At 40.4% G+C, this 20,082-nt stretch carries 16 protein-coding genes; 5 read left to right on the top strand and 11 right to left on the bottom strand.

Features of this window, described 5'->3' with window-relative positions:
• Positions 1 to 22: 22 nt before the first annotated feature.
• Entirely contained in the window at positions 23 to 619 is a 597-nt protein-coding gene (locus RS893_RS01370; RefSeq protein ID WP_315789466.1) for a 5-formyltetrahydrofolate cyclo-ligase, read from the top strand.
• Between the two features lie 300 nt (positions 620 to 919).
• On the opposite strand, the gene RS893_RS01365 is transcribed toward RS893_RS01370, so the two are convergent.
• The 3 genes from RS893_RS01365 to cofH form a co-directional block, all read right to left on the bottom strand.
• Positions 920 to 2,455, bottom strand: coding sequence for a family 10 glycosylhydrolase (locus RS893_RS01365; protein WP_315789465.1), 1,536 nt, complete (start codon positions 2,453 to 2,455; stop codon positions 920 to 922).
• A 553-nt stretch (positions 2,456 to 3,008) separates the two neighbouring features.
• Positions 3,009 to 3,407: a photosystem II protein Psb27 gene (gene psb27, locus RS893_RS01360; protein ID WP_315789464.1), complete on the bottom strand. Its 399-nt coding sequence runs from the start codon at positions 3,405 to 3,407 to the stop codon at positions 3,009 to 3,011.
• 160 nt (positions 3,408 to 3,567) lie between these two features.
• Positions 3,568 to 4,707, bottom strand: coding sequence for a 7,8-didemethyl-8-hydroxy-5-deazariboflavin synthase subunit CofH (gene cofH / locus RS893_RS01355; RefSeq protein WP_315789462.1), 1,140 nt, complete (start codon positions 4,705 to 4,707; stop codon positions 3,568 to 3,570).
• Between the two features lie 648 nt (positions 4,708 to 5,355).
• Between cofH and RS893_RS01350 the strand changes: the two genes are divergently transcribed.
• The 3 genes from RS893_RS01350 to RS893_RS01340 all read left to right on the top strand — a co-directional run bounded on the left by RS893_RS01350 (position 5,356) and on the right by RS893_RS01340 (position 9,245).
• Positions 5,356 to 6,576: a glycosyltransferase gene (locus RS893_RS01350; protein WP_315789461.1), complete on the top strand. Its 1,221-nt coding sequence runs from the start codon at positions 5,356 to 5,358 to the stop codon at positions 6,574 to 6,576.
• Positions 6,577 to 6,639: 63 nt separating this feature from the next.
• Positions 6,640 to 7,386 (top strand): class I SAM-dependent methyltransferase, encoded by a 747-nt coding sequence (locus RS893_RS01345; protein WP_315789460.1) that lies wholly within the window; start codon positions 6,640 to 6,642, stop codon positions 7,384 to 7,386.
• A 92-nt stretch (positions 7,387 to 7,478) separates the two neighbouring features.
• Positions 7,479 to 9,245, top strand: a complete 1,767-nt coding sequence (locus RS893_RS01340; RefSeq protein ID WP_315789459.1) for a glycosyltransferase — start codon at positions 7,479 to 7,481, stop codon at positions 9,243 to 9,245.
• Positions 9,246 to 9,253: 8 nt separating this feature from the next.
• On the opposite strand, the gene RS893_RS01335 is transcribed toward RS893_RS01340, so the two are convergent.
• A complete protein-coding gene (locus tag RS893_RS01335; RefSeq protein WP_315789458.1) occupies positions 9,254 to 9,853 on the bottom strand; it encodes a DUF3318 domain-containing protein in 600 nt (199 codons plus the stop codon).
• A 177-nt stretch (positions 9,854 to 10,030) separates the two neighbouring features.
• On the opposite strand from RS893_RS01335, the gene RS893_RS01330 reads away from it, so the two are divergent.
• Positions 10,031 to 10,276, top strand: a complete 246-nt coding sequence (locus tag RS893_RS01330) for a hypothetical protein (protein WP_315789457.1) — start codon at positions 10,031 to 10,033, stop codon at positions 10,274 to 10,276.
• Positions 10,277 to 10,404: 128 nt separating this feature from the next.
• Here RS893_RS01330 and RS893_RS01325 read toward each other — a convergent pair whose 3' ends face one another.
• From RS893_RS01325 to RS893_RS01295, 7 genes are all read right to left on the bottom strand, one after another.
• Positions 10,405 to 12,033, bottom strand: coding sequence for an iron uptake porin (locus RS893_RS01325; RefSeq protein WP_315789456.1), 1,629 nt, complete (start codon positions 12,031 to 12,033; stop codon positions 10,405 to 10,407).
• Between the two features lie 152 nt (positions 12,034 to 12,185).
• A complete protein-coding gene (locus RS893_RS01320) occupies positions 12,186 to 12,788 on the bottom strand; it encodes a Crp/Fnr family transcriptional regulator (protein ID WP_315789455.1) in 603 nt (200 codons plus the stop codon).
• Positions 12,789 to 13,332: 544 nt separating this feature from the next.
• Positions 13,333 to 15,522 (bottom strand): PhoX family protein, encoded by a 2,190-nt coding sequence (locus tag RS893_RS01315; RefSeq protein ID WP_315789453.1) that lies wholly within the window; start codon positions 15,520 to 15,522, stop codon positions 13,333 to 13,335.
• A 538-nt stretch (positions 15,523 to 16,060) separates the two neighbouring features.
• Positions 16,061 to 16,747: a phosphate signaling complex protein PhoU gene (gene phoU, locus RS893_RS01310; protein ID WP_315789452.1), complete on the bottom strand. Its 687-nt coding sequence runs from the start codon at positions 16,745 to 16,747 to the stop codon at positions 16,061 to 16,063.
• 10 nt (positions 16,748 to 16,757) lie between these two features.
• Complete coding sequence (locus RS893_RS01305; protein ID WP_315789451.1) at positions 16,758 to 18,092, bottom strand: sensor histidine kinase; 1,335 nt, start codon at positions 18,090 to 18,092, stop codon at positions 16,758 to 16,760.
• Positions 18,093 to 18,133: 41 nt separating this feature from the next.
• On the bottom strand, positions 18,134 to 18,886 hold the full coding sequence (locus RS893_RS01300; protein WP_315789449.1) for a response regulator transcription factor: 753 nt from the start codon (positions 18,884 to 18,886) through the stop codon (positions 18,134 to 18,136).
• A 497-nt stretch (positions 18,887 to 19,383) separates the two neighbouring features.
• Positions 19,384 to 20,010, bottom strand: coding sequence for a class I SAM-dependent methyltransferase (locus RS893_RS01295; protein WP_315789448.1), 627 nt, complete (start codon positions 20,008 to 20,010; stop codon positions 19,384 to 19,386).
• Between the last annotated feature and the right edge of the window lie 72 nt (positions 20,011 to 20,082).

The raw sequence follows: 20,082 nt of genomic DNA, 5'->3' as shown, positions 1-20,082 counted from the left end.
TTATTTTTTTAGAAATTATTTGATGGAAAAACCACAGCTACGCCGATCGCTTCTCAAACAACGTCAATCAATGTCAGTTGCACAATGGAAACAAAAAAGCGATCGCATTTGCACTAATCTTTTCAGTTTACCGCAGTTTATCCAGGCAAAAACAGTACTTGCTTATTTCAGTTTTCGTCAAGAACCTGATTTAAGTCTCTTATTTGAAAATACTCTTGCCAAAATATGGGGAATGCCTCGCTGTGTCGGCGATTCATTATTGTGGCATCAATGGACACATTATGAAGCAGTACAAATTGGGGATTATGGTATTCCCGAACCTGCTCCCAATGCCCCAATTATAAGTTATGAGCAAGTAGATTTAATACTTGTGCCTTGTGTTGCATGTGACCACAAAGGCTATCGCTTGGGTTATGGTGGAGGATATTATGATCGCTTGCTTGCTGCACCTGAGTGGGCAAATAAATCCACTATTGGCATTGTCTTTGATTTTGCTTACTTACCCCAATTACCAATTGACCCGTGGGACAAACCTTTACATGCTGTTTGTACAGAAACAAAGTTGGTTGTTAGTTGTTATACCAATTTGAAAAAAGAATACAACACATGGATTATATAAGACCCCACCCCAACCCTCCCCTTTCCAAGGGGAGGGTGCTGTTAGGCGGGTGGGGTTATCCGTCGCAAACATTATTTGAATTGGTATTAGTAGTCAATTGTCATTTGTCATTGGTTAGTAGGTACAGACGCGAGGAACATCGCGTCTGTACAATAGTAGTTAGTAGTTGGTTATTCCTCACACTCCACCCTTACCTTAAGCTGTGCAGGGCGCGTCTACACACTCCCCGCATCTCCTCACTCCTCACACTCCTCGATCTCCCTTGTCCTCCTTGCCTCCCTTGTCTCCCCATCTCCCCAATCACTTCACTCGACAGAATTTCCGTTGTTGGTCATGTTCCGGATCTTGCCAAGAGTAAGCAAAATGGCTTACCCCTGTTATTTGGGAAGCGAATGGTCTCATTGCTTGCATTTGCGCTTCTAGTGATGGGCGACCATTAACATTCTTACCCCATTGACCAGCGATCGCAGGAATCACTTTAGTACCTGGTTTAGCCATGCTTAAAACTTGCTGTACTTGTGCTGCGATACAAGTGGCATTGCCGCAGTTAGCATAGGACATCGGATGCCATTCTAAGGAACTGGGAAACCTGTCCCAAGGCTGTAAGCGGGAATCATAACCTTTTCCAACAGTTTGGTTGCCATCTGGAAAAAACACTACCCCCGCAGGAATACCAAGCTTTTGGGCAGGATAAGCAGCTAGATTGACAAAATCCAGAATACCCTGCATGGCATGAGCAACAGAGAGTTGCCATAATTCTGATTGGAGGATTGGTTGTCTTTGTATGGGAGGAATTACCGCAGCGATCGCTTTTTGTGCTATGGGTGATGGTGGTTCTATTGGTGGCGGTGGTGTACGCCCTTGCCACATTGGTTCTCCTTCTTGGGGGTAAAGTTTATCAATTTCACTGATATCTCCTGCTGTCACGTATCCTTTACTCAAAAAGCGGCGAATTAATTCTAAGCCTTTATTATTTTGCGCTCGTTGAAACAATGCTTGTTGGGTAGCTTCACTATATAGCCACAAATCTGTAACTTTAGTGGCTATAGAATCAGCCCCTGCTTGTCGTGGATAACGTACATAATCAAACAGTATGCCATCAGGACGACGACGTAAGATTTCCTGTACCATCTGGTAATAGTCACGCTTTGCTTGTAAGTTGTAGGGGTCAATAAATACTTGAGAACCATCATCAACAACATACAAGCTGGTTTGACCCTTGCCATTGCGAGCGATCACTCCTTCTCTGTCACGACGCTGGGCATACGTATAACCAAAATTAGTCGTAAACATCCAGGCGTAGACTTTTAAACCCCGTTCTTGTCCTTTTTGAATTGCCCTCAACAGTAAATCAGTATTTTCTGCTCCTGGTGTGCGAATTACAGAAGGCCATACTGTAGAATTACTTGCTGCTGGTAATAATACCTGTCCATCGTAAAATGCTTCCAAATAAACTTGGTTATAGCCCCGATTGACAATTCGATCCATAATTCTGTCGATTTCACCCGGCTGAATGTCGCAGGGATATACACGCAACCAGATTGCTTGCACTTGTGGCCAGTTGCGATTTCGGCATTCTTGTACAGTTTGTTTATGTTGGCGCACAAGTTCCTGGTACTGGTTTTGCGCTTGTTGATCACCTTGCAGGGCTGACAAACGTAATTTTTCTTTTGCTTGCGCTTGTGCTGCTGATATTTGGCAATATTGATTGACTTCCTGTGCTTGCGCAGGCTGATTCACAAAATATGGCGTCAGCAAACTGCTGCTGACAATTGCAGCGAAAAGACGCCGCCAAAAGAATATTGATTTTGCAATATTCAGGGGACGGTTAAACATACTTAGCAATAAAATGACAAAAGGAGCATCTGTCCCAAATTATCTGAAATTTGGGAAGAAATGTATAAAATTCCGAGCTTAGTGCTGAGGCTTTACAGCCTTGTTTTGACTGACTCTCAAAACCTCATTTCTGTTGCCGCATTTTTGATTTAGTTGAGTGATAAAAAACTATCACATTACGTCATAATTATGTTGCTAATAGCTTGATTATTAATATCAATACAGTGGTTAATACAGTGATATTCCAATATTTCTTGGATAAGCACGCTTCATCTGTGTCTAGGAAAAGGTGAAGGAGTAGGGGTGTTCCTTCCATCCCTTGCCCTTTTCCCTGTTTCCTGTAATCGAGAAGTACTAAGTGGCATTCCAGAGAACACTATGCATCAAGTTTAACAATAGGTAACTTTCAAGAGTCAATTGTCGATGGACACCAATAAAAACTCTTGACTCTTGAACAGCAGTCGTTACCTTGACAAACCTCTGTATCGCAACTCGTTTTCATCTCCTGGCAAAAACCCAGAGACTCTCAACGGTTTTCTCTGTAAGCAGACAATTATGCACCACGCTGTAATGACATCTCGACCTGTTTAAACTCCATTTCTAGACGATCCTTAAGCTTTTTCGGTACAGGACGATTGGGATAAGAACTGTAGTGTCCAGCAAGGGAATTGAGGGCAGTTCGCATGGTTGTAAAAGAACCCAAACCTGTTACAGAATTATCCCGTTGATAACGAGCTGCAAAAGTATTTATTTGTTGACGCGCTTGTGCTTGCGCTGCTGCTTTTTCTGGTGAATCGTCTGGTAACTCTAGGGTATGTCTTAAAGTATTGAGTACAGTCAATGTGTCCTGGCGATAGTCGCCAGACAAACCATCTGGACTACCGGAACAACCCATTAGGCCAATAGCTACAACTAAGACCAGAGCAAGCAGACGTGACCAATAGCGCTTCATAATCATTGATGTGAAATTATACGTAAATCAACGTCCATCCTATCCTGGATTGGTATCGTGGGGATCATTCTTGAGATGGGGAGTCTAGTTCAGTTATCAGTTATCAGTTATCAAATTTTATTACTCACTGTGGTTGCTACTGTTTACTGATTCCTAACAACTAACAACTAACTTTATGATAAAGAGTATCGCGTTGTTGGTAAGGTCTACCTAGAGAAGCGATCGCACTTTGCAAGGTTTCAACTTCCATGCATGTACCCCCAATCGCTCCTGCCATTGTGGTTATGTGTTCTTCCATTAATGTACCACCAATATCGTTACAACCCCAATTTAGAGCTGCAATTGCTCCTGAAAGTCCTAATTTGACCCAACTTGGTTGATGGTTGGGAATCCAGTTTCCTAAAAAAATTCTAGCGACGGCGGTAAGTAGAAGTGCGTCTTTTAACACAGGCTGGTTGCGACCAACGCGGCGTCGTAGGGGTTTGGGTGCTTCTTGCCCGACAAATGGTAGTAGAATAAACTCAGTAAAATGAGCTGGATATTCTTGGTTAATGGCAGTTTTTTGGAGCGATCGCAATTTTTCTAAATGCTGAATCTGTTGTATTGGGTTCTCTATATGTCCTGACAGCATAGTGCTAGTAGTATGTAAACCCAATTTATGAGCTGTACTGACAATTTCTAACCAAGTTGCTGTGTCAATTTTTTCAGGACACAGGATGCGCCGTACTTCATCATCTAATACTTCAGCTGCTGTTCCTGGCATTGAACCCACACCAGCATCTCGTAAAGCAGCGATTACCTCAGCATAACTAAGTCCATCGATTCTAGCGATGAATTGTACTTCTTGGGGAGAAAAAGCGTGTAGGTGCAGATGAGGAAATTCTTGTTTGATAGTTTTTACTAATTTGAGGTAATAAAACAAAGATTTACCGTTAATTTGTGCTGCTGGATTTAACCCACCTTGCATACAAATTTCTGTTGCACCTCGCTTGACAGCATCTTTTGTTTTTGCCAAAATTGTTGTCCAATCTAACCAATAAGCACCTTCGTCACCTGCATCTCGTCGAAAAGCGCAGAAACTACAGTGCTGTTCGCAAATATTAGTAAAGTTGATATTACGATTAATAACGTAGGTAACTGTGTCGCCTGCTTGATGGTGGCGCAGTTTGTCTGCTGTCGCGCAAATCGCAGCAATTGAGCTTGCATCAGATTGTTGTAACAATACCAATCCTTGTTCAGGAAGTAAGTCGTACCCCATCAAGGCACGATCAAGAATCATTTCTACTGTACTATCTATCACCTTATGTGCCGTTTTTCTCAAAGACTGGATTGATTGGAAATTGACTATACTAATAAAATTCTACTTTCTGATAAAAACAGCCATACCAGTAGAAGACTATAATGGCGAATGAAAATTTTATCTTTAACTAAATCGCCGTAATACCAATTTTATGTATTACCGATAAAAAAATTACCTAAGTTTATTTAAATATACTTAGTTTAGATTCTCCCAAATATTATAAGTTTCATTGCTAAAAAATTTGGCAAGTATTGTTTTGAATGCAAAAACTCAACTGTTTTTTTTAGAAAGCTATTGATAATATTTTGTATTATCTATATTCTTAGAAAATCTGTATTTTATAAATTATTAGTACCAACGCACAGTCTACGAACTCTTGGCGTTTTTGGCGTCTTGGCAGTTTAATATATTAAGCTTTTTGTCAATTTTTGCGTAAGTCCTGATTATCAATAACTCAAAGCTTAAATTTTTAAAATCTGATTAAATATTATATAATAGCTGCTGTTCATAATTGTATAAATTGACTTAGATTAGAATTTAAATAAATATAAACAATCTTAATTTATATAAGAAAGAGTAATATAAACAACATAAGCTCTCTCACCCAATGCTAATGTTGCTACTTTTTAATAATCTCTCTTTTGCTTAATGAATATAAATCAACCCAATTCATTGTTACCAGTTCCATCAGGGACATTACAGATATCAGAATCACCTTCTCAAGAATTAGTATGGTTTTCGTTGATTATTCCAACTTACAACGAAGCTGCTAACATCGAAAAAATCATCCAAAGATTAACTCAATTGTTGGATGAGCGGATTCCTGGAAACTACGAATTGATAGTAGTAGACGATAATAGTCCTGATGATACATGGGTAATAGCACAATCTTTGATGCAACAATACCCGCAATTACAAGTTATGCGGCGTCAGGATGAAAGAGGTCTTTCCTCAGCAGTGATTCGGGGTTGGCAAGTAGCAAAAGGAACTATTTTAGGGGTGATAGATGGCGACTTACAACATCCACCCCATGTGCTTTTACAACTATTAGATGCAATTGCCAAAGGGTCAGATTTAGCAGTCGCCAGTAGGCACATAGATGGTGGGGGAGTCTCCAGTTGGAGTTTGATTAGGCGTTTTTTGTCTCGTGGCGCTCAAGTGTTAGGATTAGTTATTCTGCCCAGTGTAGTTGGTCGAGTTTCAGACCCAATGAGCGGTTATTTTCTAGTGCGTCGCCACAGCATAGCAAATGTCACTCTCAATCCCGTAGGATACAAAATATTGCTGGAGGTGATCGGGCGTGGTCAAATTAAGCAAATAGCTGAAGTTGGTTACGTTTTTTGCGAGCGCAAACAGGGTGAGAGTAAAGTTACTTGGAAGCAATATCTAGAATACATTCATCATTTATTGCGGTTACGGCTTTCCACTGGATACATCGGGAGATTTAGTCAAAACTTCCCAGTTGGTCGATTTGTCCGTTTTGGTTTGGTGGGACTGAGTGGAGTGTTTGTAGATATGGCGGTACTTTACTTACTCAGCGACCCAACTACCTTAGGATTACCCCTAACTCGCAGTAAAATTCTTGCTGGTGAAATTGCGATTTTTAATAATTTCTTGTGGAATGATGCTTGGACTTTTGCAGATGTGGCGATGCAACAGAACTCATGGCGTCAGCGCTGCAAGCGGTTTTTCAAATTCAACATTATTTGTTTGGCGGGGTTGGTGTTGAATGTGTTGGTGTTAAATTTAGTGTTTAATTTCATGATTCACAACCGCTATGTTGCTAACTTGATTGCGATCGCTATTGCTACTGTTTGGAATTTTTGGGTAAACCTCAAACTCAGTTGGCGTGTTACCCAAGTTAAATAAATGTTTTGGGAATTTAGGCAACTAAGTGTGTATGACCAGTAGTATGTACTTGGTCATGTATTTATGCTTGCAGGTTATCAAGAGGATCTTGCTTACATTCACGATGTCGGTTTTGGTGCTTTCTCAAGTGAATCTACACCAGGGTTATTGGAAATATTGCATCAAAAAGGTATAAATAAGGGTTTAGTAGTTGATTTAGGGTGTGGTAGTGGTATATGGGCAAAAGCACTCACTCAAGCTAGTTATGATGTTTTAGGCATAGATATTTCTGATGCATTTATAGACTTAGCCAGAAAAAAAGCACCAAGAGCTAATTTCCAAAAAGCGTCTTTTCTGAGAGTCACGCTGCCAAAATGTGATGCTGTAACCTCAATCGGAGAATGCTTAAATTATCAATTTGATCAGCATAGTTTAGGAGAAATCCAAGAGCTATTCGCTCACATCTACGAAAGCTTAAAACCAGGTGGCGTATTTATTTTTGATATTGCTGAGCTGGGATATGTTAGTGGTATGAATCCACAAAAAACCTATTGTCAAGGAGAAGATTGGGCAATCCTGCTAGAAAAAGAGGAAGATCAAAAAACTCATCAGTTAACTCGTAAAATGACCATCTTCCGTAAACTAGGAAATCTTTATCGCAGAAGTGAAGAACTACATTGTGTTCAACTATACAAGGGTTCTGAAATTTTACAAGAACTGCAAAGAGTTGGCTTTCAAGTCAGAGTTATTCATGGATATAGAGTTATTCATGGATATGGAGAATTCAGATTCACTCAGACCCAAGTCGGCTTTATCGCAACAAAAGAATAAATTTGGTTTAGGTGATGTTGAATTTAGTAGGATGTTCAGTTGAACTTTAATTTAAAATTTTACGTCTGATACTTAAATTCAATACTAATGTGATGGCGGCTCCAGCATACCCCCGTTGGTTTCACCCCTGTTTGCTCTTGCTTTGGCTGTTGATCGGTATGGGTTTACGCTTAACCAATTTGACGGCAAAACCTCCTTGGACAGATGAATTTTCTACTTTAGTATTCAGTCTGGGAAATAGTTTTTTGCCAGTACCGTTAAATCAACCGATCACAATCGATGTTTTATTACAACCACTGCAACCCCAAAGCGATGCAACAATTCAAGATGTCCTAACACATTTATTCAGTGAAAGCAATCATCCACCTTTGTACTTTGTACTAACTCACCTGTGGCTGAAGTTGTTTCCGACACAAGCAGAGCTAGTGTCATTATGGGGAGCGCGATCGCTTGCTGCTATTTTCGGAGCAATATCTATTCCTGCAATTTATGCTTTAAGCTGGCTGGCTTTTCGTTCCCGTTCGGTGAGTCATTTAGCTGCTGCGATCATGGCAATATCACCCTATGGTATCTTTTTGGCTCAAGAAGCCCGTCATTATACTTTAGCTATTTTATGGGTAATTGCTTCTCTAGCTTGCCTAGTAGTTGCCACAGGTCACATCCAAAAGCACACTCAGTTACCCATTTGGTTAGTCTTTGCTTGGATTGGAATTAATGCTTTAGGTGTTGCAACTCATTATTTTTTTGCACTCACTCTGGTTACTGAAGCTGTTGTGCTAATTTTTCTTGCGTGGAAACAGTGGAAACAAAGGGAAAGATCGCTATACACACAGATCGCCAATAAAGATTACATAAGGAAGTCTCCCCCATCTTTTTATCTCCCCACCTCCCTCTTCTCCACCCCCTGGAGACGCATCTATGCTGTTGCTATTGGCACTTTTGTAGCAGGTATAGTCTGGATACCAGCATTTTTACATAATGCTTATGGTGACAAATTAACAGGTTGGATTCAGGGTGATCGCATTGGTATTGCTTGGATTAGTCCGATTTTTCAAGCTATGGCAGCATGGATTACAATGATTTCTTTGCTACCAGTGGAATCACCAGAAATTCCAGTAGTAATTGCTGCTGGGTTAGTAATGATTATTTTCTTTGTTTGGGTAATACCAATTTTAGCTAATGGCTTTAAAACTCAGCTAGAAAAACCACAAAGCCGTATGATCACGCAAGTGTTTGCTGGTGTTGTTGTGGCAGCGATCGCTTTGTTCTTTTGCTTCACTTATTTTCTTGGTATTGATCTGACCAGAGGCGCTCGTTATAACTTTGTATACTTTCCTGCGCTAGTAGTATTAATTGGGGCAAGTCTAGCAATTAGTTGGAATACTCTTCCAGAAAAAATAGTCAGATGGGGAGTAACGGGAAAAATGTCTGTGATCATTATTTGGATAATGGGTTTTCTCAGTGCTATTACAGTTGTTTTTAATTTAGGTTATCAGAAATATTACCGTCCAGACTTGTTTGTAGAACTGATTCAAAATACATCTAAAGTACCAGTACTGATCGCTACTACTCAAAAAACTCATGTACAAATTGGTGAAATGATGGGAGTCGCTAGAGAATTTAAGTTTCATAATTCTCTTTCCCTGTCTCCACAATTTCTTTTGGCCCATAAAGACAAAAAAAATAATGCTTCTAATACTCTCCAAAATGTCTTAAAAACATTACCTCGTCCCCTTGACTTATGGTTAGTAAACTTTCATACTGCTGAACCAGAAGCAATCAAAAATTGTGTTGCCGATACTCAAAATTTCCCAGCAGTAAATGGTTACAAATATAAAATTTATCACTGTAATTCATAATTAATAATTCATAATTTATTCGGTATACTCACCGAAGACAAACCAGCGATCGCCCGTAAGTTTTGGCAACGAATTAATTCATTAAAAGTTAAGATACTACGTCCTTCTACTTTGGCGACAGTCTCAATCGCAGATAATAAATGTTGTGCTGCTTCTACTTCTGAGTAACCACGACGTTGCGCTATGTTAATAGCAACTTCATCAGCGTTTAACTCGGAATGTTGAGAACGGTTGCTAGCTGTAATCCGATATATAGCCAAAGTAGTCAGTCCACCAGCAACAACAACACCTACTGGATCTGTTTGCGAGAATTCTACCAATGCGCCTAACATTCCAGCTACGGCTAGACCTTGATAAATATCTGCTTTAAACCACCTTACCCCTGTTAACCAGCAAACTGTCCGTAATAGCATCAAATCCCGTTGCTGTTTCGGCAACCGACGCCACAAATCGAAGTTAATATATATTGGTCGCTCGCGCTTCCAAGGTAAAGGAAAGGAAACATCAATTACTTTTGACTGCTCGGGTTTACTCAGAATTTTGGTCATGATACGACCAGAAGCAGGCATAATATCAAACAAACGGCGAATTTCGGCGGTTGGCTCCATAAGACTAGGGATCAGAGATCGGGAATCGGGAATTAGGGATTGGGGATTGGGTTTACAAAGCCGTGAGCTACTGTCAGCTTGTATGATTTTTTTGATATATGCTTAGGATATTTACATACCTAGTCTATTAAAAGTTTATTACCTGACTCTTGACCAATGATCAATAACGAATGACAAATGACCATAGATGCTTTTGCTCCCATCCCACCTGAATGGACTAATAAAGCAATACACGCTCGTGAGTTTTGCTGTCCTACATGTCACTCTAGCAGTCTCGAAGCTGCACAAGTGTGGATTAATCGCCGTTCGCCCGTAATTACAGAAGAATACCGTCGCAAATGGCAAGAATTCTACCACTGTCACTGTGGTTGTGTCTGGTGGGCTTGGAGTAGCGATCGCCCACCATCCAATTTTACTAGTTAATAGTCTTTGGTTAATTGTCATTAAAAAACCCCGCACTCTGGCGGGGATAAATTTTTTTAGTGTTAATAACAGTTGATTGGTGTTAGTTATTTGATACAACCAACAAACAACAACTAACTAACAACTAACTAAAAAGTGAAGGTGGTACGAAGGGTACCAACGTATACAGTGTCGTTATTGTCGTTATGCTCAGGGTTAAAGATAGCTAGGAAACCAGGAGTAATAGAGATGTTATCAGTGAGTTGGTATCTGTAGAGAGCTTCTAGATGATAAGAAGTGTCATCATCTTCACGCGCCCCGATATCATTATCGGTAATTTTAGGTGGTTGACCAAACTGAAAACCGAGTAAGCTACCCTCTGATCCAAAGTCTTTAAAAGCTACGTTAGCCATCCAATAGAAAGCATCTGCATTATCACCTTCATTTGGGCCATTCTTAGCTTCCGCGTTGCTGAAGCCTACCCAACCGCCAACAGTAAGCTTAGAACTGGGCTTGAAGTTGACTTCTGCACCATAGTGGTTAGCAGCAGTAGCAACACCATTACCAAATGGTTGGCTGGCATTTGCGCTACCTGTAGATTCAAACAGGTTAACACCACCAACACTATTTTGGTAGCTACGGACGTAAGTCAGACCAATGTTGAAGGCTTGAGCTGGCTGGAAACCAATCTGAGCAAGTGCAGCAAAGTTACCATCAAATAGACCTGCTCCATCTACAGGGTTATTAGCTACGTTATTACGACCACCAGCAAGATAACCTATAGCTGCATTAAAAGCTGATCCCTGAGGTTGGTAGCTAACAGTTATACCTGCACCACCAGAACCTTGGCGATAGATGGGGCTGAAGCGACCATAGCGAGAAATAGAACCTCTTCCTGAACTAGCAAATTCCGAGAAGTTAGGAACGTTTTCCCAAAATTCACCATTATTAGCATCTACCTTGACGCGAATCGCATCACTGAGGTTGAAAGCGTAGTTGATTTTATCGATTTCAACATCATTACCAGTATTATTGTCATAAGCAAGGCGGGCCATGTTAGTGCCGGTTGCTGTTCCAAAGTTAGGTATATTGCCAGCTTGTAAACGGATTTGCAACTGGTCTGTACCGACGAAACTGCTATTCAAGCTCAAACGAACTCGGTCTGAGAAAGTAATATTTTCATCTATATCATTTCCACTACCGTCAGCTCTTTCATCTCCAAAAGCTCCAGCAGCGTTGAAAATTGCTTCCCCAACTAGCTTAGTTGTTGTAGAAAACTGATTGGCTTCCAACTCAGCAGTGCGGGCTTCCAAAGCATCTACACGACCACGTAAAGTCGCTAGTTCCGCAGAAAATTCTTCTTGCAAACGCTGTAGGGTAGCCAAGTCTTCCTTAGTTACCAATTCAGCTGTTGCTGTGGCAATTAGTTCATTAACCCGGTCTAGACAAGCATTCAAACCTGCGGCGAATTCATAGCGGGTCATAGGGCGGTTACCGCGATAAGTACCATTGGGGTAACCTGCAATACAACCATACCGCTCAACTAGAGACTGTAAAGCTTGGAATGCCCAGTCTGTAGGCTGTACGTCAGAAAACTGGGAAACAGATGTAACCTGTCCCATGCTGTCAGTAGATCCTTGGGACAACTGAGCTACAGAAGTCACGTCTTGATTAATTTCCTGCTTTACTTCTGCTGCGAAAGCATTGTTTGCTGCAAATAATGTAGCAGCAAAAACAAGCGGACTCAACTTCAGGGCGTTCCAGAATGGTTTTGTCATTTTGTTTTAGTCTCACTCACACCTACTGGGTTAATCATGGTACATTTCTTCAAGGCGTTTTTTACTTGAATTATCACCATGATTTTCAGTAATAATTGTACCAAAAGAAGCGGTGATTAACGCAAGTACTCGCCGCCTTTTTTAATTGTTATTTAATTACTATAATTTGATAAACACAAAATAATTCTGCGTTTGTGGCGTAACAAGTTACCTTCATCCTCGAATTGTTGGAGAAGGCGAGTTACTGTTACTCTTGTTGTATTTAAAACTTCTGCCATCTCTTGATGAGTAACATTGAGTTCAATTAACTTGCCTTGTTCTACATCCCGACCAAATTTTTCACTTAGCCAAACCAAAAATTGCCACAAACGTAAAGAGATTGGTTTTCTATGGACAATACTTAACAGTTCCTCTGCTTGTTGAATATGAGTCATGAGAGCATTGACATCTTGATTCCAATGATGTGGTGGTACTACACTTACTTCAACACTAGTCAAGCATTCTATTTGGTAAGGCTTAACTCTAGAAAGAGGATAACCAATTAAATCTCCTGGTCCCCAATATCCCAGAGTAATGAATGTTCCATCTTCGCTCCAAGTTAAGGTACGTACTGCCCCACGCTCGATTCGCCACAATACGTCGTTACGTGCTGGAATAACCTCTCTGCGAGTAAAGATGCGTTGAGGTAGATTGGGTGATAAGCTACTCTTATGTGATGCAATTGAGTTTTGTATGTGACTGCTAGAATAGATCATTGGTGTTGTTGGGTTAGGATTTTAATCAGTTCAAATAGATAGCAAATTTCATTGTGGTATCATAAGTTACTTGCCAAATTTGTGAAGTTTTGGCTAAAGTCATCTAGAGAAAAACTAGGTTAGACTTGCATGACCATTAGTTCAACCAAAAGATAGATGTCTGGTGTAGAAAAATTTTGTAGATTGAAAAATATTTGTTTGACTTGAAAAACACAAAGTATGTTAGATGAGCCTAAGAGTTGTTCTCTGGACTCAGCTTTACACTGAATGTAGCTAATTCACAAGTGGTGAACTTAACTTTGGTGTAGCAAGAGGATTTTTATGACTTTTAAGGCATATTAAAAATTAATGAAAATAGGTTAATAAGTGGGCATTTCACTTTGGTAGCTATTTTTAGGTATTTTTGATACTTCCAAAGCAAGACGTTACTAAAAAGCTTACTTGCAAGTATGCAGTAATACTAATCCAAATGTGCTGTTATTTGCTTAATTCTTAGTGAATTATTATTGCAGTCTAGATTAGTTGATAATTATTGTCAATTATTTTAGAGCTTGGTAACGACAACAACTGCTGGTTTGGGGGGTGCATCAGGGGTTTTTGTAGGCCAGTTGGAGCCAATAGGGACTCGACGAGTTTGCAAAAATTCTTCACCTGTTGTGGTCGTTAATAGGAATTCTCTACTTTCTAGGATTTGATTTTTACGAATACCATTTGCTTCTCCAGGATGCTGTATAGAAATAAACATTGATTTTTCGTCTATAGTAAAGCAAGGGCCTGTGATTTCACACTCGATAGGGCCAATACCAAATAGAAAAGCCTTGCCTGCATCATCTCCCTGAGTAGGTATCAACCAAATGGCATTATTACCAAACAAACCAGAATTTATGGTGAGTTTCCCACCACTATCAGTACGATTTTTGACGGACTGATTCATTTTTCCTGTGGAAATGTCTGTCACCATCCAGACATTGCCATTTTTATCCAATAATAAATTATCAGGATTAGCAAAACCCATGCCACCAGCAGCCGGTTCACCACCAGTAGCTAACATCTGCCATCGAAAGGTAACTGCTGCGGGATCATTGCTGTCTTCTGTAAGACGCATCACCCAGCCATATTCATAGGGAGTTTCAGCTTTGGGGCCCTGGAAAACTCTGGTATCTGGACCACCCTCTTGATCAGGAGAACCAGAGGTAAAGCTAATATACAAATCTCCATTTGCGGCAACTTCTCTATCCTCTGGACGACCAGTACAGGTCGCACCGATAGCACTAGCCGCGTAATGAGCATCAATTAAGATAGCGCCTTGTTGTTCTTCAGCGTTACCACTGTAGAGATTACCTAAATTCTTAAAGTTTTGTTTATATTGAGCGATTTCTTGATCTTTGGTGATCGCTAAGTAATCACCTTTTGTTTCCTTGGTGGTTTTTGCTTGGGGACTTTTTGGTAATAAAATTAGGTTGCCTACGATGTTGCTAGGAAGATCTGGATCTACTGGTGTATCTGTTGTTAACGGTATCCAACGACCAGTACCATCAGAGTTGAACTTGGCAGCATAGAGTATGCCTTTAGTCAATAGCTGAGAATTAGCTTTATTCTTGGGGTCTTGAACCTTGTCGCGGCTGACAAATTTGTAAATGTGTCCTCCTCTGCGATCGCATCCCGAATAAAATGCCAATGGTTTGCCTGCTTCCACTCGCACACCCACAGCTTCATGGCGATAGCGTCCCAACCACGTATGTTTTGTGCCGTAGTCCTTAGGATTGGCAGGATCTATTTCTACAATCCAACCGTATTTGTTTCCAGCTAACCCAAAAACATTACCCTGTCCGTACAGTTCCTCGTCACCCAAAGCAAAAGGACGTTTGCTGGGATCTAAAGAAGTACCATCAGAGTATACAGGTTCCGGGACTTGAGCTTGAAAATTTTCTTCTGCACTAAGGACTGTTCCCCAAGGAGTTGTGCCACCAGCACAGTTGGCAAAAGTACCAATAATGCGATCGCCTAACTGATCAATATATCCCTGTCCCTGTTGTTTGCGAAATACAGCTACCGCAGGTCCAGTTGCTTTTAAGTATTTGCCATCACTTAAACCGGAGATACCAGAAATTCTTCTATCTGCTGGAGAATTAGTACGTTCCCATTTGCCATCCGCTGTTTTCCGCACGGAAATAACACCAAGTCCTTGATCTAGAAGTGCTTCCTGGCAAATCTCTGTAATTTTAGCTTTGATTGAGACATTATCCGGTAAAGCAAAAGCATTAATTTCATTCTTGCCGGATGAGTTATTTTGTAGCGCTGTTTTCACTTGTGCAAACGGTAACGGTTTACCAATGACTTGTTCGTAAGTTTGCATCCAAGGAATGGCACTAATGTATTCAAAGTTAACCGAGAGAAATCCTTTGTTTTCGCCTGTAGAGATCAAAGAAAGATAGTCGTTATTGTAACCAAAGCGAGAATCCCCAACTTTATCACCCCAAGCAGCAATAATCTGGTACTGATAGCCTTCTGGTAGGACTAAATCATCTACTACTTCGTAGGTGCTATATTGTTCTTTTTGCTGTTCTGTTTTGAAGCCATCGGTCAGTAGGGGTATCGGCCCTTTAATGGGTTGAAATGTAAATTCAAGCTTCTGTAACGGTAATTTTGGCTTGCATCCCCACAAATAATTTAGTGCTACTGCACCTGCACTCCCTCCCATTAACAGCAAAAAATCTCTGCGTATGATACTCATCAGTTTAGTTAATTACACATAAGCCACTGTTAGATGGCAAACATTTTAAGTGGTCATTGGTTAATTTAGTAGTCAAAGTTTAAGAACAGGTAAGCTTTTTGTGAAATGTTAGTTAGATCACAAATCGTTCACCATAATATAAAAGTTGTTTTAGGTTACTATTTTGGTTTCGCTAACTTTAGGAGTGTATTGAAGAAGGCAGCAGGAGGCGGGATAAACGCAAATAGATTATTCATGGGTGGCTTGAGAAAATCTCTGCGTCCCTTTGCGTTCTCCTCTGTGTTCCTTTGCGTTTCAAAACTCTACAGGCTTGTCACAAAAGACCATTGAAAGTCAGTTAATATGTAAAATTTGGTCTATTTTCATTAAGAAACTAGTTAAACATAATAATTTCTTATCTAAACAATTGACTTTTGCTTGTTGACTGATGGTAAATTATTAATTGTCAATATCAAAAAATCTTAGCTAATAAGCGAAATATCAATAAACAAGCAGCAGAGGCAAAGCCTCTTGCCTGTTTCCTATCTTTTTGCATTCCCTAGTTACGCTGACCTGTGACAATATATGCCACTCGTTGACCAATATTGGTTGCATGGTCTGCCATACGTTCTAAATGGCGTATTACTAGTACCAGCAACAAAATAGGTTCAACTACACCTGGAACATCTCTTTGATAAGCTAAAGTTTGATAAAGATGTTCGTAGGCACTATCTACAGCATCATCTAGCTGTTTAATACTGCGTCCACCAGCTTCATCTAAATCTGCTAAAGCGACTAAACTAGTTGCTAGCATTGCCTGAGCGTGATGTGACATCATGGCAATTTCAGGTAACGAAGGGTGGGGCGGATAAGGAAAAATTTTAACTGCAATCTCAGCTAAATCTTTAGCATAGTCCCCAATTCGTTCTAAGTCACGCACCAATTGCATAAAAGCACTCAAACAGCGCAAATCTTGAGCAACAGGAGCTTGCATTGTCATAATCGCCGCACAGTCTGACTCTATTTGCTTGTAGAAGTGATCAATTTGTTTATCTATATGGGGAAGTTCCTCAGCTGCTTTTAAATCACGGGCAAATAACGCTTGGTGGCTGAGGCGAAAGGATTGTTCTACCAAAGCTCCCATGCGTAAGATATCTCGCTCTATGCGCCTGATTTCGCGCGTTATCTGGGTTGTTCCAGAGTTAGGATCATATATAATGGCTTTCACGCTTGCATTCTCAAACATGAAGATATCTTCAAATATAGTCTTGGCTTTCAGAATTTGCCATGACTTCAGGTAGTACAAACTGTATCCATGCACCACCTGTAATAGGGTGATTCATGGCTTTGATGGAACCGCTATGAGCTAGAATGATTTGACGGACGATCGCCAAACCTAAACCACTACCCACTAATGTTGTTGTAGAAAAAGTTTCTACTGTTTTGTCACGAGTTCGTGCTTGATCTCCCCGATAAAATCGTTCAAAAACATGGGGTAAATCTGCCTCAGCAAAACCCACTCCAGAGTCAACAATATTTACTTCAAGATTGGCTGATGTAGTTGGTTTAGCACTACTATTATTTTCTACATTTAAAATTTTTGTTTCAACAGTAATAGTACCGCCAGGGGGACTGTACTTGATGCTATTGTCCAACAAATTCAGGAAAACTTGGTAAAGACGGGAAGCATCTGCATTAATCAAAATATTTTCCGGTCCTTTATAGATAAGCTGGACTTGATAGCGTGCTGCTAGGGGTTCAAGACTTTCCCAGACTTTGCTTATTAGCGATCGCACTTCTGTAGATTGACGGTTGAGTTTGAGGGTGGGATCGGTTTCCAGTTGGGTAAGTTCCAACCAGCTTTGCACCAAAAAAATCAATCGGTCAACTTCCTGCATGAGGCGATTAACCCAGCGATCTAAAGGTGCTTCAATGCGGTCTTGCAAAGTTTCTACTACCAAACGAATAGAGGTTAATGGCGTTCTCAGTTCGTGGGCTAGGTCGGAGAAAGCGCGGTCACGTGCTTGGTTAATTTCTAGTAGTATTTGGCGATTTTCCAAGAATACGCCAACTTCTCCCTGGGATAATGGCAAGCTAGTAGCTCGTAATACTACAGGCTTCTGTTCTAACATTGCTGCTGCATTTTCACAAGAGGGGTGAAATACCCATTCTTTGACTTGAGATTGCTGGCGATCGCGAGTTTGTTCAATCAACTGGTCTAGTTCATAAGATCGCACTAACTCTAATAACAATCGTATTTGTCCCGGTTGCCACCTTTGCACATACAACATCTCTCGCGCCTGTTGATTACACCACAGCATTTGATTTTCTTCATCTACCTGCAAGTATCCTACAGGCGCTGACTCTAACAGTGCTTGATAATTATTAATAATTTGTTGCAAATATAACTGCTGCTGTTTCAACTCGGCAATTTCGTGCCGCAAGCGTGGAATCAGCGGTAGTGCAATATCACTAGGTTGTGATTTTAATGAGGGCGGTATTTTTCCTATAAGGCGGCGCAGTTGCACCATTTGGCAAATCCAAACCCCGAGTCCAATTGTCAGACCGAAAAGAAAACTAAATACTAACATCACAAGTTGTTAGTTGCTTTCGCACAGATCATACTAACAACTTAGCCAAATCTATAACCAAAACCACGTACAGTCACAATATATTCAGGACGGCTAGGATCTTGCTCTAATTTTTCCCGTAACCAACGGATGTGAACATCAACTGTTTTACTGTCTCCGACAAAATCTGGTCCCCAAACCTGATCTAGTAACTGTTCCCGTGACCATACTCTGCGGGCGTAACTCATAAACAGTTCTAACAAGCGGAATTCCTTTGGTGAGAGACTTACCTCCTGACCACGAACTAAGACGCGGCATTCTTGTGGATATAGAGTAATTTCTTTATACTGTAGTGCTGGTAGTTGTGGTAAACTGCTTAGACGCTGGCGACGTAGCAAAGCACGACACCTGGCAACTAATTCCCTCATACTAAAAGGTTTGGTTAAATAGTCATCAGCTCCCACTTCCAGACCTAAAACACGATCAGTTTCACTACCTTTTGCACTGAGCATGAGAATAGGTACTGGGTTGCCTTGATAGCGCAGCAAGCGGCAGACATCTAAACCATTAATGTGAGGCAGCATCAAATCTAGGATGACTAAATCAAAAGTAGATTCCCCTGAGTTGGCTTCAAAACTTTTTAACTGTTCTACGGCTGAGCGCCCATCTGCCGCTGTTACTACTCCATAGCCCTCCTCCTCCAAAGCCAGAACTATCATTTCTCGGATTAGTTCTTCATCTTCGACAACTAAAATACGACTTCTTTGACCGATGTCAGTCGTTGGAGAATACTTAGTTGATTCACTAGTATGCATTGATGCTCACGAAATTCTGTAATTGTGGCTGTATCAATATATTTATCAAACAACCGTACTTTTGCGCTTGTTTGATCGTAAAACTATGATTTTTGGTAATTAATATGACAATATGCCATTTATTATAAACTATCTAAGCAACAAAAATATAGAATATTTTCATAGAAGATAATTGGTAATTAATGGTTGATAGTAATTTTTTTGTAGAAAGACTTAAACCAAATATCCCGAATAATTGCTGATTTTTGGGAATTTTGGCATTAATTCATAGAATTTGTGATCGCTATTTTTTGATCTAAATATTCAATCTCAACATTAAACCTCTCCCAACTTCTAGTTGGAGAGAGGCATTATACAGTCATCCAATTTTGGATTTTAGATTTTAGATTTTGGAAAAATATCAAATCAGCCATTTACGGTAAAATGCCAAAATCAAGCATGATAGATACCTCTTGCTTTTTCCCCGATCCCTAATCCCCGATCCCTGTTCCCTATTTTTATTGAAGCAAATTATTCGGAACCTGCTCGGGAACAACCCATAGATAAAGAGTTGAGTTTTGTACCTGCACCGTCTTCTGTGGTTTCCAATCACCCATATCAAAGGCATGGGAAACAATACGAGTGCCTGGTTTGAGTTCTTGTAAAAGTTTGGGTCGGAGTCTCAAATTCACATCAGGCAGCAAGTATAGTGTTACTACCGTTGCATCATCAAACTGGGTTTGAAATAAATCTTGTTGTTGGAATGTAACGCGATCGCTTACTCCTGCTTTTTGGGCATTGGCTTTGCTTTCCTGCACAAGTTCGGGATTGATTTCTACACCTACGGCACGACGAACACCATATTTTTGGGCTGCGGTGATTGGAATACGTCCGTCTCCACTCCCAAGATCGTAAACCACATCATTTTTATTAACTTGTGCCAGTTGCAACATTGCATTTACTACTTCTTGTGAAGTTGGTACATAGGGTACATCAGCTTTTGGAGTCTCTTGGAACTGAGTTTTTATAGCTGGTGTTTGTGCATCTGCTTGCACATTACCCTGCTGATTCGTACAACCAGCCACACTTAAACTTGCAGCACTAATTCCAGTCACAAGTAAAATTAGCATTCGTTGTAATTGCATGATTTTTCTCCTTTGACTGATAGAGTTGGTTGTTAGTTGTTGGTTGTTGATTGTTATTAGTAGTGGGTAGTG

Origin of the sequence: Fischerella sp. JS2 (assembly GCF_032393985.1) — a bacterium.
In the GTDB taxonomy this organism is placed as follows: domain Bacteria; phylum Cyanobacteriota; class Cyanobacteriia; order Cyanobacteriales; family Nostocaceae; genus Fischerella.
This window is presented reverse-complemented; position numbering and strand designations above follow the sequence as displayed.

Bases quoted from the DNA above. Each gene is read 5' to 3' on its own strand.
- RS893_RS01295 (WP_315789448.1), bottom strand. From the start codon at position 20,010: ATGCAATTACAACGAATGCTAATTTTACTTGTGACTGGAATTAGTGCT.
- RS893_RS01335 (WP_315789458.1), bottom strand. From the start codon at position 9,853: ATGGAGCCAACCGCCGAAATTCGCCGTTTGTTTGATATTATGCCTGCT.
- phoU (WP_315789452.1), bottom strand. From the start codon at position 16,747: ATGTTTGAGAATGCAAGCGTGAAAGCCATTATATATGATCCTAACTCT.
- RS893_RS01340 (WP_315789459.1), top strand. From the start codon at position 7,479: ATGGCGGCTCCAGCATACCCCCGTTGGTTTCACCCCTGTTTGCTCTTG.
- RS893_RS01325 (WP_315789456.1), bottom strand. From the start codon at position 12,033: ATGACAAAACCATTCTGGAACGCCCTGAAGTTGAGTCCGCTTGTTTTT.
- RS893_RS01300 (WP_315789449.1), bottom strand. From the start codon at position 18,886: ATGCATACTAGTGAATCAACTAAGTATTCTCCAACGACTGACATCGGT.
- psb27 (WP_315789464.1), bottom strand. From the start codon at position 3,407: ATGAAGCGCTATTGGTCACGTCTGCTTGCTCTGGTCTTAGTTGTAGCT.
- RS893_RS01365 (WP_315789465.1), bottom strand. From the start codon at position 2,455: ATGTTTAACCGTCCCCTGAATATTGCAAAATCAATATTCTTTTGGCGG.
- RS893_RS01315 (WP_315789453.1), bottom strand. From the start codon at position 15,522: ATGAGTATCATACGCAGAGATTTTTTGCTGTTAATGGGAGGGAGTGCA.
- RS893_RS01330 (WP_315789457.1), top strand. From the start codon at position 10,031: ATGACCATAGATGCTTTTGCTCCCATCCCACCTGAATGGACTAATAAA.
- RS893_RS01345 (WP_315789460.1), top strand. From the start codon at position 6,640: ATGCTTGCAGGTTATCAAGAGGATCTTGCTTACATTCACGATGTCGGT.
- RS893_RS01320 (WP_315789455.1), bottom strand. From the start codon at position 12,788: ATGATCTATTCTAGCAGTCACATACAAAACTCAATTGCATCACATAAG.
- RS893_RS01350 (WP_315789461.1), top strand. From the start codon at position 5,356: ATGAATATAAATCAACCCAATTCATTGTTACCAGTTCCATCAGGGACA.
- RS893_RS01305 (WP_315789451.1), bottom strand. From the start codon at position 18,092: ATGTTAGTATTTAGTTTTCTTTTCGGTCTGACAATTGGACTCGGGGTT.
- RS893_RS01370 (WP_315789466.1), top strand. From the start codon at position 23: ATGGAAAAACCACAGCTACGCCGATCGCTTCTCAAACAACGTCAATCA.